At 70.4% G+C, this 16,392-nt stretch carries 14 protein-coding genes; 9 read left to right on the forward strand and 5 right to left on the reverse strand.

The window, feature by feature from the left end:
* Positions 1–222: 222 nt before the first annotated feature.
* Together ACLZN2_RS25580 and ACLZN2_RS25585 are read left to right on the forward strand one after the other, a co-directional pair.
* Positions 223–444 carry a hypothetical protein gene (locus tag ACLZN2_RS25580; RefSeq protein WP_416981351.1) on the forward strand — a complete coding sequence of 74 codons (222 nt, stop codon included), beginning with the start codon at positions 223–225 and terminating at the stop codon, positions 442–444.
* Positions 445–735: 291 nt separating this feature from the next.
* Positions 736–864 carry a hypothetical protein gene (locus ACLZN2_RS25585; protein ID WP_416981352.1) on the forward strand — a complete coding sequence of 43 codons (129 nt, stop codon included), beginning with the start codon at positions 736–738 and terminating at the stop codon, positions 862–864.
* Positions 865–1,343: 479 nt separating this feature from the next.
* Here ACLZN2_RS25585 and ACLZN2_RS25590 read toward each other — a convergent pair whose 3' ends face one another.
* The 3 genes from ACLZN2_RS25590 to ACLZN2_RS25600 all read right to left on the reverse strand — a co-directional run bounded on the left by ACLZN2_RS25590 (position 1,344) and on the right by ACLZN2_RS25600 (position 2,845).
* A complete protein-coding gene (locus tag ACLZN2_RS25590; RefSeq protein ID WP_416981353.1) occupies positions 1,344–1,742 on the reverse strand; it encodes a hypothetical protein in 399 nt (132 codons plus the stop codon).
* A gap of 152 nt (positions 1,743–1,894) precedes the next feature.
* Positions 1,895–2,290 carry a hypothetical protein gene (locus ACLZN2_RS25595; RefSeq protein WP_416981354.1) on the reverse strand — a complete coding sequence of 132 codons (396 nt, stop codon included), beginning with the start codon at positions 2,288–2,290 and terminating at the stop codon, positions 1,895–1,897.
* A gap of 153 nt (positions 2,291–2,443) precedes the next feature.
* Positions 2,444–2,845: a hypothetical protein gene (locus ACLZN2_RS25600; protein ID WP_416981355.1), complete on the reverse strand. Its 402-nt coding sequence runs from the start codon at positions 2,843–2,845 to the stop codon at positions 2,444–2,446.
* A 175-nt stretch (positions 2,846–3,020) separates the two neighbouring features.
* On the opposite strand from ACLZN2_RS25600, the gene ACLZN2_RS25605 reads away from it, so the two are divergent.
* Entirely contained in the window at positions 3,021–3,683 is a 663-nt protein-coding gene (locus tag ACLZN2_RS25605; RefSeq protein WP_416981356.1) for a response regulator, read from the forward strand.
* Between the two features lie 68 nt (positions 3,684–3,751).
* A complete protein-coding gene (locus tag ACLZN2_RS25610) occupies positions 3,752–5,638 on the forward strand; it encodes a sensor histidine kinase (RefSeq protein WP_416981357.1) in 1,887 nt (628 codons plus the stop codon).
* Positions 5,639–5,837: 199 nt separating this feature from the next.
* Here ACLZN2_RS25610 and ACLZN2_RS25615 read toward each other — a convergent pair whose 3' ends face one another.
* Positions 5,838–6,494 (reverse strand): response regulator, encoded by a 657-nt coding sequence (locus tag ACLZN2_RS25615; RefSeq protein WP_416981358.1) that lies wholly within the window; start codon positions 6,492–6,494, stop codon positions 5,838–5,840.
* Complete coding sequence (locus ACLZN2_RS25620; protein ID WP_416981359.1) at positions 6,491–8,578, reverse strand: sensor histidine kinase; 2,088 nt, start codon at positions 8,576–8,578, stop codon at positions 6,491–6,493. Before ACLZN2_RS25620 ends, ACLZN2_RS25615 begins: the two co-directional genes overlap by 4 nt.
* 147 nt (positions 8,579–8,725) lie before the next feature.
* Here ACLZN2_RS25620 and ACLZN2_RS25625 point away from each other — a divergent pair, with 147 nt between their 5' ends.
* From ACLZN2_RS25625 to ACLZN2_RS25645, 5 genes are all read left to right on the forward strand, one after another.
* Positions 8,726–8,941 (forward strand): hypothetical protein, encoded by a 216-nt coding sequence (locus ACLZN2_RS25625; protein ID WP_416981360.1) that lies wholly within the window; start codon positions 8,726–8,728, stop codon positions 8,939–8,941.
* A gap of 141 nt (positions 8,942–9,082) precedes the next feature.
* Positions 9,083–9,823, forward strand: a complete 741-nt coding sequence (locus ACLZN2_RS25630; RefSeq protein ID WP_416981361.1) for a hypothetical protein — start codon at positions 9,083–9,085, stop codon at positions 9,821–9,823.
* 402 nt (positions 9,824–10,225) lie between these two features.
* Complete coding sequence (locus ACLZN2_RS25635) at positions 10,226–13,093, forward strand: ATP-binding protein (protein ID WP_416981362.1); 2,868 nt, start codon at positions 10,226–10,228, stop codon at positions 13,091–13,093.
* Positions 13,081–13,785, forward strand: a complete 705-nt coding sequence (locus ACLZN2_RS25640; protein WP_416981363.1) for a hypothetical protein — start codon at positions 13,081–13,083, stop codon at positions 13,783–13,785. Before ACLZN2_RS25635 ends, ACLZN2_RS25640 begins: the two co-directional genes overlap by 13 nt.
* Before the next feature lie 1,037 nt (positions 13,786–14,822).
* A partial coding sequence (locus tag ACLZN2_RS25645) for a Tn3 family transposase (RefSeq protein WP_416981364.1) occupies positions 14,823–16,392 on the forward strand: 1,570 nt, incomplete at its 3' end.

Consider the following 16,392-nt stretch of genomic DNA (forward strand, 5'->3'; position numbering starts at 1 on the left):
GCCCCGGGGCGGCCGCCCTGTCGGCCCTGTCGGCGGTGCGGCCCCCGTGGTGTGCTGGACGTGGCGGGAAGGACCCGGCGAAGACGCGGAGAAACGGGCCACAGGGAGCCGTGCACCGCGTGATCAGGATCCGCGAGAAGCGGGTGGCGTCCTTCCCGCCCTTGTCCAGCGCCCTCCGCGCGCCGCCGGTGGGGATCCCGTGATGTCGCCGGCCGCTCGGCGATGAGGACGCGGTCCCCGGCGCGAGCACCGCCCGCCGTCACGCTGTGGGTGATCTCGGCGTTCGCCCGCAGCCGGCGCGCCCGCACCCGCGACTCCTCGTACGGACGGGCCGCCGCCCCGCTTCTCGGCGACAGTCGTCTGCCGTCCGGGCCGAGCAGGCCGAGGGCGGCCTGCTCCTTCGTCCGGCCTGAGCCGACGCAGCCGTACGTGGGGGTCGAGTAGGAACCAAGCAGAGAGTGCAGTTTGGTGTCACATAATTTGACACCCGAGTTGAGCCGGTCGAGGGGCAGCCGAGATACGGCCGAAAGGGATAGCGGGACCCCGGCGGTGTGGTTGCCGGGGCCCTCCGCTGCGTTCGATAGATCCACAGGCGGTGATCGCCCGCTGTTGTGACCAGCAGGCCGCGAACACCTGGAACAAGCACCTGTCGGCGCTCAACTCGTTCTCCGCCTACGCACGGAGGCCATCCCCTGGAACCGGCTGGAACGACTGTTCACCAACGACCGCCTCCCTTTGCGGGAACGGGTCCTCTGGCGCAGGGTCTACGAGACCTGCGCCCGGGCGGACGAGCTGCTGGAGCTCGACGTGCCCGACGTCGACCTGTGGTTCCGCCGAGGCCGGGGTTGGGAAGAAGTGCGGTGATACCGCGTACGTGCACTGGGAGACCCCCCCACCGCCCGCTTGCTGCCGCTCCTGCTCCAGGCCGCACCACCGGCCTGGTGTTCTTCGTCGGCCGCCGGGCCCCACCTCGGGCAAGCGCGCCCTGGCGGACATCGACCCCGCCAGCGGCCGGGGCCGGCTGTCCTACCCACGCGCGGAGTACCTGTTCAGACAGGCGTCCGAAATGCGCGACCCGCAAGGCAAGGGCTACACCCTTCACCAGCTGCGGCACTCGGGCTCAAGCACCTCGCAGAGAAGGGCCGCTCCGCACCGGAGCTGCAGGCCAAGTCCCGGCACAAGCTCCTGGGAACGCCGGGTCGCTACGTCAAGCTCGGCGAGGAGACTGCCGCCCGCGTCACCGAGGACGACGAGTACAACGCCTACGCTGCACCACAGCGTCACGATCCGCGTCGCCCCAGGTCAGCGATATCCGTTGTTTCTGCGGCCAGTCGGCGACTTCGTCACGGCGCGCTGGGTTCCGGAGCGGGACTGGACAGAACGAGGGCGACGGCAACGACGCTGATGATCACGACGGCCGAGACGACGAGCACGAGCCAGGCCGGGACGCCATCGACGAAGAAGGCGGGGAGAGCTGTGATCACCGAGAGGGTCCGTGACCCCGCCACGGCACGGGAGCCGGTGCGGTCGGCCGTGCGCCAGGTGTAGACGACGGCTATCACCGTGATCAGCCCGAGGACGGTGCCGGCGATGAGGATGGCCAAAGGCGGTCCCGGGGTGTCGGCGTTGTCCGCAGGGGGGCCGATGAGGCTGGTCAGGTCGAGGAGGCCGAGGGCACCGGCGAGGACGAGGCCGACCTTGTTCTTGCGGGTGAGGGAGTGTACGGCTGCCGTTTGACTCATGTCGGTTCACCTGTCCGGGTGTTGAGGGTCGCCGAGGCGGCGGTCCGGTGCACCCGCCCATCGGTCCCGCGTCCGGGCGGCGCATCGGCTTCGGGGTGCTTTCTGGATGGGGTGGATCGCGGATCCCTGGCTGAACCAGCCCGGCGGTCGCGTCACTGCGCGGCGGGCGGAGCCGGGCGGGACAGGACGAGGGCGATGACGACGACGCTGACGATCACGAAGACGGAGACCGAGAGCATGGCTCCGGCCTCGATGCCGTCGGTGAAGAAGGCGGGGAGGGCAATGATCACCGAGAGGGTCCGTGACCCCGCCACGGCACGGGAGCCGGAGCGGTCGGCCGTGCGCCAGGTGTAGACGACGGCGATCACCGTGATCAGCCCGAGGACGGCGGTGGCGACGAAGACAGCCGTCGGCGGTCCCGGGGTGTCCGAGTCCTCCGCCGGAATCATGAAGACGTTGCTCAGGTCGAGGAGGCCCAGGATTCCGGCGAGGACGAGGCCGACCTTGTTCTTGCGGGTGAGGGAGAGTACGGCTGCCGTTTGACTCATGTCGGTTCACCTGTCCGGGTGTGGAGGGTCGCCGAGGCGGCGGTCCGGTGCACCCGCCCATCGGGCCCGCGCCCCGGGCAGCGCATCGGCTTCGGGATGTTCTCTGGGTGGGGCGGATCGCGGATCCCCGGCTGAAGCAGCCCCGCGGTCGTGTCACGGCGCGGCGGGTTCCGGAGCCGGGCGGGACAGGACGAAGGCGACGGCGACGACGTTGACGATCACGAAGGCGGAGGTGCCGGTCACGATTCCGGCCGGGACGCCGTTGACGTAGAACGCCGGGAGTGCGGTGATCACGGAGAGGACCCGCGAGCCGGCCACGGCGCGGGAGCCGGTGCGGTCGGCCGTGCGCCAGGTGTAGACGACGGCGATCACCGTGATCAGCCCGAGGACGGCGTCGGCGACGACGATGCCCACGGGCGGCCCCGGGGTGTCCGCGTCCCCTTCCGGGATGGTGAAGGCGAAGGTCACGTCGAGGAGGCCGAGGGTGCCGGCGAGGACGAGGCCCACCCTGTTTTTGCAGGTGAGAGAACGTACGGGTGTCGTCTGCTCACTCATATCGGTTCACCTGTCCGGGAGTTGGGGCGTCTGGGCGGCGATCCGCTGAACCAAGCATCGTGCACGCGCCCCGGGGAGCGCATCGGTGTCTCGTCCCGGACGGCCGGGAGGATTTCCCGTACGTCCCGGGAGGCTGGGCTCCCCGCCGGGAGCCGGTGTCGTCCATCATCGGGACATGACCTCCGCCGTACGCCCGATCCGGGTGCTCATCGCCGACGACCATCCCGTCGTACGGCGGGGAATGAGCGCCCTGCTGGCCTCGTTGGACGGCGTCGAGGTGGCCACCGGCGAAGAGGCGCTGCGCGAGGCCCAGTTGAGCCGGCCCCATGTCATCGTGATGGACATTCAGATGCCGGCGATGGACGGCGTCGAGGCCACCCGGCGCCTGGCCACGCTCCTGCCGGACGTCGCGGTGCTGGTGGTCACGATGTTCGAGGACGACGAGACGGTGGTGTCCGCGATGCGCGCCGGGGCCCGCGGCCAGCTCCTCAAGGGCGCCCAGCAGGAGGAGATCCTCACCACCATCCGGTCGGTCGCGGCCGGGCAGTTCGTCATCGCGCCCCGTGTCGCGGCTCTGCTGTTTGGGCATCTCGGCACGCCGCCCGCACCGGACGTGCCGTTGCCCGACCTGACCTTGCGGGAACGCGAGGTCCTCGACCGTGTCGCCCGGGGGCACAGCAACGCCAGCGCCGCGACGGACCTGGCGCCGGCTCCCAAGACCGTCGCCGACCACCTGTCCGCGATCTTCACCAAGCTGGGGGTGAATGGCCGGACCGAAGCCATCCTCCCGGCCCGGGAGCGCGGCCTGGGCGGCGCGTCCGGCTCCGGACGCGCATGAACACCCGCCGCCCGCGGATGGTGGCCCTCCGTCCGCGTCTCCCGCGTATCTCGGCTCTTCGCGCACGCATGACCGCCGGGCGCGCGCGCCGCCCGGCCCTGTTGTGGGCGGGTCTCGTCCTGCTCGCCGGTGCGGCGGTCGCGTCGCTGTGGCTCGCGCCGCCGCGCTCCGGGGACCTGTGGGTGGTCTGGGCGCTGATCGTCGGCGCCGGTCTGGCGGTGGCCTGCGGAGCGGTCGCCGCCCGCCGCCCGGCCTCGGCCGCGACCCGGCTGCTGGCGGTGTCCGCCGCCGCGCTGCTGGGCGCTCCGCCCGCATTCGCGGCCGGATTACCGGCCGTCGCGGTGGTCCTGGCAGTGCTCGCCTCGACGGTCACCGTGCCCCTGGCCGCTCTCCGGGTCGTCGAGGTGCGCCCGGCCTCACGGCTGCCGCGCTCGGTGGACGTCCTCGTCGTCGTCACGGGCACCGGATGCGCGGTGACCGCGGTGTCCGGTGCGGCTGCCGCACAGATCACGACGGGGATCGCCGCCGGAGCCGCGATGTGCGCCGGGGTGTGGGTGCTCTTCGAACTCACCTCCGGGGACGACCGGCGCCGCGTCCTGTGGCTGGTGCTGGGCGCCACCGCGTCGACCCTGGCCGGGATGCTGCTGTTCGCGGCCGCCAACTCCCTGCCTCTTGGGCCCCTGGGCGAGGTCGTCGCCATGGGAGCGCTGTCGCTGATCCTTCCTGCGACGATCGCCGTCGCGCTGGTCGCGCCGCGCAAGGCCGACGTGCGCGTCGTGATGCGCGGCGCCGTGGTGCTCGTCGTCATGCTGGCGCTGAGCGCGGCGGTGTACGAAGGGGCCGCGTCCCTCTGGGAGATGGTGACGGGCGCACGGCCCGGCAAGGGCGTGCCGGCGCTGCTGGCAGCCGTGATCGCCGCCGGATACCACCCGGTACGGCTGCGGGTCGAGGCGAGCATGGACGAGATGCTCTTCGGCAGGTCGGCCGACGCGGTCGAGACGCTGACCCGGCTCGGCACGGATCTGACGGCCGGTGCCCCGCCGCCGCTGTGGCTGCACACCCTGCGCGCCACGCTCGGCGTGCCCGGGATCGCCCTGCGCCAGGACGGGGCGACCATCGCCACCGCGGGCACCGTCGACGCGCACCACACCACGCTCACCTCCCTGCGAGCCGGCAGCGAGCAGGTGGGCGACCTCGTGGTCGGTCTGCCGCCCGGTCACCTGCGGCTGCCACCGGCCGCGGCGGCGGTGGTCGAGCTGGTGGCTGCGCCGCTCGCGCAGGCGCTGCACGCCGCCCGGCTGACCGAGCAACTGCGCGTGTCCCGCGGCCGGGTGGTGACCGCGCTCGAGGAGGAGCGCCGGCGGATGCGCCGCGACCTGCACGACGGACTGGGCCCGACCCTGACCGGCGTCGTCTACAACGCGGACGCGGCCGTCAACCTCATCGCCACCGACCCGGAGCGCGCCGTGGAGACCCTTCGCGCACTGCGCGCCGACGTCGGCGACGCGATCGCGGAAGTCCGCCGCATCGTCTACGGCCTGCGCCCCAGGGCCCTCGACGAACTCGGCCTCGTCGAGGCCGTCCGCCAGCGCATCGCCCACCTGCGCTGCGCCGACGGCCGGCCGCTGGCCGTCACGATCACCGCCCCGGGAGTGCTGCCGCCGCTCCCCGCGGCCGTCGAGGTCGCCGCGTACCGGGTGGCTGTCGAGGCGGTGACCAACATCGCCCGCCATGCCGACGTCGCCACCGCCACCCTCACCGTCGAGCTCTCGGGCACCGAGTCCCTGCGGGTGGTCGCGGCGGACACCGGCCGCTGCACCGAGCCGTGGACGCACGGTGTGGGGATCCAGTCCATGCATGAACGCGTCGAGCAGATCGGCGGCGTCCTCACGATCCGCACCACGTCTGAGGGCGCCACCATCACCGCCGACCTGCCTCTTGCCGTCCCGGCCTGACGGCGACATGCCAGAGCTCGCCCCGAACGGGCCGCCGTTGTCGGACGGTTCCACTGCCCCACTTGTTGCTCCCGCCGCGAGGATCTGCTCAATCCGTGGCGGCAAGGCTGCCCCGGAATGCCGCACGCCGCGCGCGATCTGCCCAGGACACCGCGAACACAGGGGAGGCCAGGAACGGTCTGACCCGGGGTTTGAGGGCTCAGGGTTCGCCCAGGCCCGCGCGGCGGGCCTTGAGGATCGCGGTGGTGCGGTCGGGGGCCTGGAGTTTGGTGAGGATGTTGGAGACGTGGTTGGCGACAGTCTTCGGAGTGAGGGCCAGCCGGCGGGCGATGCGGGTGTTGGGCCAGCCGTTGGCGAGCAGGGCGAGCACCTCCCGCTCCCGGTCGGTGAGCTGGGGGAAGGGCCCGGTGGCCGGGCGCGGGTCGGTGAACGTGCGAAGGACGCGGGGGGCGACGTCGGGGCCGAAGACGGCGTCACCGCGGGCGACGGCGCCGATGGTGCGTATGACGTCTTCCTGCTGGGCTCCTTTGAGGAGATAGCCGTGGGCGCCGGCGCGCAGGGCGGAGAAGACGAACTCGTCCTCGCCGTACATCGTCAGCATCACCACGGCCACGCCCGGGTGGGCGGTGGTGATCCGGCGGGTGGCCTCCACCCCGCCGATACCGGGCATCTCGATGTCCATGAGGACGACGTCGGGAAGGAGTGTTCCGGTGAGTGCCACGGCCTCCTCGCCGGAGGCGGCCTCGCCGACCAGGTCGATGCCGTCCACCGAGAGGAGGAGGGCGGCCAGGCCGTCGAGGACGATGCGGTGGTCGTCGGCGATGACGACGCGTACGGGCCGCGCCGGTTCGTTCATGCCATGCCTCCGGTCAGGGTGCCAGCCGGTCCGGCATCCGTCGGCGCCTGTCCGGGGGTGCTTCCGGACAGCGAGAGGGGGAGTTCCACGGCGACGCGGCCGCCGTGGGCGGTGGGCCCGGCGAGCCAGGTCCCGCCGAGCGCGGTGGCCCGCTCCCTCATGGAGGTCAGGCCGATGCCGGGCGTCCAGGCCCGGCTGGCGGTGCCGTTGTCGCGTATGTCGATCACGAGGTGGCCGTCGCAGGCGATCGACACCCGGCAGCGGGAAGCGCCCGCGTGGCGGGTGACGTTGGTGACGGCCTCGGTCACGATGCGGTAGGCGGCGATCTCCACGGCGGCGGGAAGCTCCGGCAGTTCCTCGGGCGCGGACAGCGTCACCGGGACGGCCGCCTGCCGCAGCTGCTCGCGCAGCGCGGCGAGCAGCCCGAGCTCGTCGAGGATCGGCGGGCGCAGCGCGTAGACCAGGCGGCGCAGGTCGTCGAGGGCGGCCGTCAGATCGGCGCGGACGTCACCGAGGAGGTCCCGGGCCCGGTCCAGGTCGCGTCCGGTGAGGTTGCGGGCCGCGTCGATCTTGGTCGCGGCGGCGGTGAGCGCCGGCCCCAGGCCGTCGTGCAGGTCGCGGCGCAGGCGCCGCCGCTCCTCCTCGGCCGCGGCGACGATGCGTTCCCGGGAGCGCATCAGCGCCTCGGTGAGCATGACGTTGCTGGCGGCCACGGCGACCTGGCGAGCGATGTCCTCCAGTAGCCGGGTCTCGCGGACGTCCAGTGCACCCTGGCCGGAGCGCAGTCCGGCCACCAGGTCGCCGATGGCGCGGCCCTGGTGGACCAGCGGGAACCGGACGCTGGGAGCCTGTGGCTCCGGCGGGCCGCCGTGGGTGATGCGGCGGCTGGTGCCGTCCTCGCCGCGCATCTCGACTGCTGTCCAGGGCAGCCGCAGCGCGCCCGCGACGGCTTCCACCAGGCTCGGCAGTAACTGCTGGGCGCTGCCGGCGGCCTCCAGCCGTGAGGCGATGCGGCCCATCACGGTGTACGGCTCGTCGCGTTCGCCGTACAGGAAGCGGTTGACGATCCGCTGCACCCGCAGCCGGGCGGGGGCGAGGCTGAAGGCGGCGCCGAGCGCGGCCACGGCCGTCCAGGGTCCACCCACCGCCTGGCCGAGCAGGGCGAGCAGCGCGACACCGGCCGCGTACACCCCGGCCACGAAAGCGGTCAGCAGGGTGTAGACCAGGGTGCGGTTGAGGACCACGTCGATCGCGTAGACCTGGTTCGCCAGCACGACCGCGGCGATGACGAGCAGTTCGATCAGCGTCCCCATGGTGGAGATCAGCTCACCGACAGGGAGGGCCACGACGAAGGGGGTGACCAGGATCGCGGCGGCGTTGGTGACGGCCAGCCAGCGCAGCACCTGGCGCTGTCCGCCCTCGGCGCGCAGCCACCGCACGATGATCACGGCCGACCCCAGCAGCAGACCGCCTGCGAACAGCGCGACGGGCTCCCAGCGCGGAAGGAAACCGAGGCCCACGGGGTTACGCAGTCCCGTGTCGGCCGCTTCGGCTGGCTGGAGCGGCCCCAGCACCGCGTAGAGCCACGCTGTGGCGCACAGCGCGACGCTGGCGGCGGCCGCCCACCGCAGCAGGCCGCGCGGAAACCGGCCGCCCGGGAAGGCGGCCCAGATCAGGACCATCACGGCAGGCTCCAGGGCCTCTCCCCAGGAGGCCGCCCACAGCGTCACCGATGCCCCCGGCAGCCCACCGCCCGCGTCCAGGACGAACACCGTCCATCCGGTACCGGCCGCCGCGAGCGCGTGACCGATCCCACCGGCCAGCGCCAGCCAGCCGAACAACACCTCGGGTCGCCGTGCCGCCAGCAGCCAGCCCCCGGCGGTGAACGCGACTGCCATCACCATCTGGGCGGCGGTATGGCCACCACCGGCCCTGTCGCCGAGCGGCGTGACGGCGTGCCGGTTGAGGACGGCCAGCACGCCCGCGCCGACGGTCAGCGCCAGGGCAGCCAGTGCTACGGCGTGGGCGGCCCATCGACGACGTGGCCGCCTCGCTGCGGGAGAGGCGCTGTCTGGTCGGGACACGCCCTTCATTGTGCCCGCCGACCGCTCCCGCAGACCCCGGGAGAAATTCCCGGCCGAAGCGGGAAACCGTACTCATGCCCACAGGACCCCGAAGTCCGCACGCTTTCCCTGTCGTTCACGACCGGATGGCCCAAGGGGGGTTTCTCTGTGTGCGCTTCACGGACCGTCCGCGCACTGTCCGCCGCCTGCCTGGGGGCAACCGGCCTCGCCGCCGTCGCATCGACGGCGCTGACGCAGTCGAGCGGCGATTCCCACGGCGCCAGGATCGACGCCTTCGCAGCGTACCTGGCGCGCGTCGACGCGACGCTCACCGCCGATGTCCTCGTCCTGCTCCTCAGGGTGTCCACGGCACGCGCCGCCTGAAAATTGATCATCCGCAATCTTGATCGGCTTTTGTAGCACATTCCAGAGGGAACAAGCATTTCTCGAAGAAATTAGCGGGCATCAACGGCGGAGAGGCGGTTTCTCCGCCTGCGCCACTGCGAGTGAAGAAGGGGGAGGCAGATGGCCGACCGCGCCGATCAGTCACCGACAGGCGGACCGCCGCCGCGCGGACGGGGCCGCTTCCGCGCACAGCAGCAGCCTCGTGTGGACATGTCCGCAACATCAACCGGGTTCGATTTTCTGGCCGGTGATGCCGCATCGCCTGGAGGGCGGGCGGGCGCGGGTTCCTCTCCTGCTCCGGCGGGACGCGGAGCTCGGCAGCCTCGTCCGGCGGGGCAGCAGCCCGCCGGCCAGAGCGGTGCCTGGAACGGGGACGCCACCGTGGTGGGTCAGGTGCGCGGTATCCAGCAGCGGAGCGAGAGCTACGGAGAGCACGGGGCCGAGAGTGTCCTGACGTTCCGACTCGAGCGCTACGACCGCGCCGGCAACCGGCTGCGTCCGGTCCCCGTGCAACTGCGCTCGTACGGGTTCGACGGATCCCTCAATGAGGGAGACGAGGTCAGGGTCACCGGCCGGTGGAAGCACGGCACGCTGCACACCAGCCGGGTGCACAACCTGACAACCGGCGCGTCCGTCAGGGGAAAGTCGATCAAGAAACGGGTCTTGATCGCCCTTGCCGTTTTCGCCGTCGTGGTCACCGTGATCGTCGCCGGGATCGTCTTCATCGCTATTCCCGCCGAGAAGGCTTCCCAGAAGGAATACCAGGAGCAGGTGGATCAGCAGGATCGGGAGTGGCAGGAGCAGCACCGGGAGTGGTGCCAAGACGCCGCGAAGAACGGCATGACACCTGCCCCGTGCTGACGCGGGTGCTGCGCAACGGCACGAAGGAGGCCGTCTGATCGGGAATTCCGACGGAGGGTCAGCAAGCGAAAGCGAAAACCGGGGTCCTGCGGCGGTGTCCGGCGGGCGAAGGGGGCGGCCATGTCGACGGGTGTGACGACGGAGAGTGTTGATTACCTGCAGCGGTGCGTGCCACTGGTCCCCGATCCAGGCAGTCCCCGCACCGCCGGCCACCCCGAAGGCCGTCGGCTGCTGCGGGTGCGCGGTGTGGGGCGGCCGGACAAGGCGCCGAACGGGCCGGTCCAGGTACCCGACAGGGCGCCGCACGGGGCGCTGCGGGGGCCGGGCGAGTTGTGGCGGCCGCGTACCGCCGAGCTCATCACCGGGCTGTACGGTCACCGCATTCCCATCGCCTTCCACGTGGTGGGCGCCGCGGACGGGGTCCGGGTGCAGCTGGGCACGTGGTCGTCGGGGAACAAGCCCGCCCCGGTGCAGGACCGCCGCCGCGATGTGCTGCAGGCGGTGCTGGGAGGCCTGTACGCCTCGGTGAAGGCCGAGGACGCGCCCGGGGTGCCCTGGCGCTGGCCCGTGGGCGGGGTGGCGTTGGGAGTGCCGGATCCGGCGGGTATCCAGGAGGGGGACGGATCGGCGCCGATCGATCGGATCCTTGCGTCCGTGGCCGGTACCGAGTGGGCCGCGCTGGTGTTGGCCTACCCGGTGGCCGAGTCGTCCGTGGCCCGGGTCCGCCAGCAGGTGCTGAACGAGCTGCGCGTGATCGCCACGCAGGCGCGGGCCGAGGGTGCCCCCAGCCCGCTGGCCGAGCAGTACGCCGAACTGCTCAAGGTCTCGTTGTCCTCGCTCGGGGAGGCGATGGCCACCGGCGCCTGGCGGACCGGCGTGTACCTGCTCGGCCACGACGAGAGCTATCCGCGGCTGGCGGCGGCCTGGCGGAGCGTGTTCTCGGGACCGAGGTCCCTGCCGGAGCCGGTTCGCGTGTTCGAGCTTCCCGGAGCCGCCGCCCTGGCCGATGCGTGGGCGCTGCCCGATCAGCCCGGCACGCCCGGCCCGGGGTATTTCCGGCGTCCCTTCGAGCTGCAGACGCTGCTGACCACCGCCCAGTTGGCCGCTTATGTCCACCTCCCCGAACTGGAGACACCCGGATTCGCCGTCGAGACGGTCGCCCGCTTCGACACAGTGGCTGGTTCCGGGCGCCCTGCCAGGGGCCTGTTGGTGGGGCGGGTCGTTCATCAGGGACAAGAGAGATCCAACGAGTATCGCGTGCCGCTGTCCTCGCTGACTCGGCATGCGTTCGTCGCCGGTGTCACCGGTTCGGGCAAGACCAACACCGTGTTCCACCTGCTGCGCCAGGTAGCCCGCACCGGCGCACCGTTCCTGGTCGTCGAACCGACCAAGACCGAGTATCGAGTACTCCTCCGCGACGAGGGACTCGCCGGCGATCTCCAGGTGTTCACCCTCGGCGACGAAACGGTGTCCCCTTTCCGGCTCAACCCCTTCGAAGTCCCCGAGGGCGTCTCCGTGGGAGCCCACCTGGACCTGCTGCGCTCCGTGTTCCACGCGAGCTTCGGTATGTGGACCCCGCTGCCGCAAGTCCTCGAAGTCTGCCTCCACGACGTCTACACCGACCGCGGCTGGGAGCTCACCCGTGGCGGCAACCGGCGGCTCGATGTCGGCTGCGATCGCTCGGCTGCCTTCCCCACCCTCTCCGACCTCGTACGCAAGGTGGAGGAGGTCGTTCCGCGGCTCGGCTACGAGGCCGAGGTCACTGGCAATATCCGGGCCGCCCTGCGTACCCGCATCAACAGCCTGCGCACGGGTGGCAAGGGCCGGATGCTTGACGTGCACCGCTCCTTGCCGATCGAGCACCTGCTCGGCCGGCCCACCGTGCTCGAACTCGATGGCATGGGCGACGATGACGACAAGGCATTCATGATGGGGCTGCTCATGATTCGCCTGGCCGAGCACCGCCGCGCGCAGGGTGACACCGAGGGGCTCGCCCATCTGCTCGTCATGGAGGAAGCGCACCGGCTGCTGGCCAACACAGAGGGGAAGCGAGGTCAGGAGGGCGAGGCGGATGTCCGGGGCAAGGCGGTCGAGACGTTCACCAACCTGCTGTCGGAGGTCCGGGCATACGGCCAGGGCGTCGTCGTCGTCGATCAGATCCCGACGAAGCTGGCGCCCGACGTACTGAAGAACACCAACCTCAAACTGGCCCACCGAATCGTCGCCGACGACGACCGCGAGGTGCTCGGCGCCACCATGGTGATGACACCGGCTCAGAACATGGCCCTCGCCACCCTGCCGGTCGGAAGGGCCGCTGTGTTCACCGATGGCGAGGACGCACCGCTGCTGCTGCAGGTGCCGCCCACCAAGGGAGGGTCGGGCACCTGGCCTACCCCCGGCGAGGTACGCGAGCATATGGCGGCGCGCGGTCTGGATGTGAGGGCCATGACGCCTTCCACGGACTGTGATTCGCGCTGCCTGACCGCACCGGGGGCCTGCGAGGTGGCGCGCGCCCTGGTTCAGGACCGCACGGTGATGCGCACATTCGCCCGCGTCGTCCTGTCGGCCGTGCAGACCGTCGGTGGTCTGGAGCGTTGCTGGCCGGACGTCACCGCCACGGTGGAACCGCACCGGCCCCGATGGGTGGAGAGCAGCGCGCTCCTCGCGTGCCTGGCGCGCCACGGAGCCCGCCGGCTCGCCGAAACCCTTGGCGCCCGCGCCGGCTGGACGTTCACGGAAAGCGCCTCCGTCGCGGAACGGATCCACCGCGCGGTCCTGGCCCATCTTGACGCGCGGCAGCCGGACGGCGAGGTGCTCGGTCTACGCCGGCGACTGCTCGATCTGCGCAGCGCGGACCATGGCCCCTTTCAGGGCTGCCGGCGTATCTGGGCCGGTCGGCCCGGTGCCTGCCTATGCCATGTGCCAGTCGCCGGGCTCGCGGCGTCGGGCGACTTCGCGGACGTCTGGGCCGAAGCGCGCAACAGCGACCGGGCGTTGGGTGAGGGCAGGCGGCCCGCGGTGTGGGACGTATGCCAGGACGCCGCGTACCAACTCGTCGAGTACCCGGCTGAAGGCCAGGATCCCGAACTGGTGGCACGCCTGAGGGATGTCACCCGCTGTGTCGGCCTGTGCTTCGCGCAACACATGCTGGCAGCCGAGACCTGGGCCCACGCGGCCACCGAGCGCCGCGCGTTGAACGACCTGCTTGTCGAATCCGGTCACGATCAGACATCCGGTACGGAAGGAGCACAGTACGAATGGGCGAGCTGAGGGACAAGGCACCGGAAGCCGATGAGAGACGCCGGTCGGATTCACCCCGCGCCGGGGCGGGCGACCGGGGAAGCGTCGGCGAGGGAGACAGCAGCAAGGCGCGAGGCGGTGACGACAGAGGCCGGTCGAGCAGCCCCAGGGACGGTCACCAGCGCAGGAATGAGGACATCAAGGACGACAAAGGGAACAAGACCGGACAAAAGGACATCGAATCCTGGAGGGACAAGGAGGGGAGTCACGTCATACAAAGCTTCAAAGACCAGTCAGGCAAGGAGACCCTCTGGACCAAGGAGGATATTTCCAGATCGAAAGACGGGAGCATCCATAAGCGCACGGAGGAAAGGCGGCCAGACGGGCACACGACTACCACTGACGCCTATTACGACAAGAAAGGACGCGAGACAAAATTCGAACAGGAGGAAAAGCGCAAAGATCTGCAGGGGCATCAACACGAAGTAAAAATGGAACGGCATGGCAACGAAAATACAACCACATCGAAAGAGACCTGGAAGGACGACCAGGGGGAACATACCCATACAGTCACCGACGAGATGAAACCCCAGGAGTCCAAGCATACGGATTCGACAACGACGAGGAACGGAAAGAACGATCACACGGATACCAGCATCATCATAAGAAACTCCGAGGGCGTCACGCGCACACAGGCGGTCACGGACAGAAGCCTGCATTAATGCCGCGCATGGGCCCACCGCACCGGCAATACCGCCTGGCATGAGCCGCAACGAGATGCTGGAACCACGCTCCCGGGAACACTACTACCCGACGTCCCCCGAACTGGTGGCCAAACAACCCGGGGGTGACTGGGTGGTCAACTCCAAGCGTGTATAGATCACCCAGAAGTCAAATCGGGAGGGGAAGTCCGACGTGGTGCAGATCTTCGAAGGCGGGACGTGGATCTCCGGAAAACGGCTTGAGGATAGGAACTGCTGGAGAGAGTCGAGACTGTCCGTAGTCCAACGTCGCTTCCATTGAGTGATCTTGGTGCGGTAGGGTCCCCGGCTTGTGACACGTGATCACATAGCCGGGGAGGGGTTCCCGGAGCGGGTGCGGATGGGGCTGCTGTCGCGGACCTTCACGCCGGAACTGGCTGGCTGTTCGGCCAGGTGGCAGGGGTGCAGGGGACGCCAAAACAGGAGCAGATCCGGTATGTGAGCGTCTCAAGGGCGGACTTGCCAGGCACCTGGCGGTAGGTGTGGGGCATGCAGGGTGCGGAGGTCCTCCGGGGTGGTGTACGGGCAATGCCGAAGGAGCCCCGTTACCGGGGTGCCTGAGGATGATGGACGGGCGCACTGTCGCTTGACTGCGCGGTGCGCGGGCGCGGCGTAAACTGCCGAGCGCTTCAGGGGGGCTCGTGATAGTGGTACCGGAAGATCTCGCTCTTGCTGTGATCGGTTTGTGTCTTGTTCTCTTGATACTTCGGATACTTCGTGCGCTGACTCGCGGCTTGCGGATCCGTTCAGCTCGGCGCCGGTACCGCGTTGATTCGCCGTCCAGAGTCCCCCAGCATCAACGTCGGAGCGGGCCCGGGCCGACCAACAGCCGTCAGCGACGCCCGTGCCTGACGGTCATCGCCGAAATCGCCGCCATAGTCGGCCTTCTGGTGGCTGTTCTCGCTCTGGCGAAGAGTGGCAGTAGTTGACAGTGATAGGGCAAGCGACCTCTCGAGGGCGACGTCCGATCCGGCTTCGACCTGCTCGACATCACCGCCATGCACCAGGCCGCGCGCACCGTCGGCGAACTGGCCCGCCCCGAGGCCGAGACCATCGCCGCCGAGCTGACCGCCCGCTACCGCACCATCAACCAGCCGTTGCGGCGCCTGACGAAGCACCTCGGCCTGGAGGGCCTCGAAGAGGCAGGCCCCCTGATGGAGGCCCTGGCATTCCTGCCGAAGCTGGAACGGACGCTGGCCAAGAGCCGCCAGAGCGAACTGTTCCCCTCCGTGCCCACAGGCCACCTCGGACCCACCTGGCAGACGAAGGTGTTCCCCACCGAGGGCGAGCACGTCGGCGGCGTCGACAAGCACGCCTGGATCGTCGGCACCGCCGAAGCCCTGCGCGGCGCCCTGCGCGGCGCCCTGCGCCGCCACGACGTGTTCGTGCCCGGCCTGGACAAGTGGGGCGACCCCCGCAAAGCCCTGCTCCAGGACGCCGCCTGGGAGAACGCCCGCACCCGGGTGTGCCGCAGCCTCGGCCTGTCCGAGAAACCCGGAGTCAACCTGGGCCGCTGGTGCCGCGAACTCGACGACGACTACCGGCGCCTGCGCGCCGGCCTCGCCGACAACCCGCATGTGCGTATCGAGCAGCGCACCGAGAACGGCAAACTGCGCGACCACCTCGTCCTCACCGGCCTGGACAAGCTCACCGAACCCGCCGGCCTCAAAGACCTGCGCGAGGCCGTCGACGCCCGCATCCCCACCGTCGACCTTCCCGAACTCCTCCTCGAAGTCCACGCCTGGACCGGGTTCCTGAACCACTTCCACCACGTCTCCGAGGCCGGCAGCCGCGCCGAACACCTCGTCGTATCGCTGGCAGCGGTACTCGTGGCCGAGGCGTGCAACATCGGGATACAGGCGATGGTCTCCGAGGACGAGCCCGGCCGCTCCCGCGACCAGCTGTTCTGGGTCGAGCAGAACCACCTGCGCGCCGAAACCCTCCACCTCGCCAACGCCGTCCTCGTCGACTACCAGGCCACCCTGCCCATCGTCGGGCACTGGGGCGGCGGCGAACTCGCCTCCGCCGACGGCCTGCGCTTCGCCACCCCGCTGCGGGTCCTCAACTCCGGGCCCAACCCGAAGTACTTCGCCGCCCGCGGCATCACGCTCTACAACTACCTCTCCGACCAGTACAGCGGCTTCAACCACATCGTCATCCCCGGCACCCGCCGCGACAGCCTCTACCTGCTCGACGGGATCCTGGACCAGCCGACGTCGCTGAACCCCACCGAGATCGCCACCGACACAGCAGGCGCCTCCGAAATGATCTTCGGCCTGTTCCGGCTCCTGGGCTACCAGTTCTCCCCACGCCTCGCGGACGCCGGGCACACCCTGCTCTACCGCGCCGACCCTGCGGCCGACTACGGCCCCCTCAACCCGCTCACCACCGGCCGCATCCGCCAGCAGACCATCACCGACAACTGGGACGACCTGCTGCGTCTGGCGGGCTCCCTGCGCGAGGGCACCGTCCGTGCCTCCCAGATCCTGCCCGTCCTCGCAGGCCAGGGCCGCCCCAGCCCGCTCGGCCGCGCGGTCATGCAGATCGGCCGCCTGGACCGCTCCGCCT

The sequence above is a fragment of the Streptomyces sp. T028 genome (assembly GCF_048159505.1).
GTDB lineage: Bacteria > Actinomycetota > Actinomycetes > Streptomycetales > Streptomycetaceae > Streptomyces.

Bases quoted from the DNA above. Each gene is read 5' to 3' on its own strand.
- ACLZN2_RS25580 (WP_416981351.1), top strand. From the start codon at position 223: ATGAGGACGCGGTCCCCGGCGCGAGCACCGCCCGCCGTCACGCTGTGG.
- ACLZN2_RS25590 (WP_416981353.1), bottom strand. From the start codon at position 1,742: ATGAGTCAAACGGCAGCCGTACACTCCCTCACCCGCAAGAACAAGGTC.
- ACLZN2_RS25595 (WP_416981354.1), bottom strand. From the start codon at position 2,290: ATGAGTCAAACGGCAGCCGTACTCTCCCTCACCCGCAAGAACAAGGTC.
- ACLZN2_RS25600 (WP_416981355.1), bottom strand. From the start codon at position 2,845: ATGAGTGAGCAGACGACACCCGTACGTTCTCTCACCTGCAAAAACAGG.
- ACLZN2_RS25605 (WP_416981356.1), top strand. From the start codon at position 3,021: ATGACCTCCGCCGTACGCCCGATCCGGGTGCTCATCGCCGACGACCAT.
- ACLZN2_RS25610 (WP_416981357.1), top strand. From the start codon at position 3,752: ATGACCGCCGGGCGCGCGCGCCGCCCGGCCCTGTTGTGGGCGGGTCTC.
- ACLZN2_RS25615 (WP_416981358.1), bottom strand. From the start codon at position 6,494: ATGAACGAACCGGCGCGGCCCGTACGCGTCGTCATCGCCGACGACCAC.
- ACLZN2_RS25630 (WP_416981361.1), top strand. From the start codon at position 9,083: ATGGCCGACCGCGCCGATCAGTCACCGACAGGCGGACCGCCGCCGCGC.
- ACLZN2_RS25640 (WP_416981363.1), top strand. From the start codon at position 13,081: ATGGGCGAGCTGAGGGACAAGGCACCGGAAGCCGATGAGAGACGCCGG.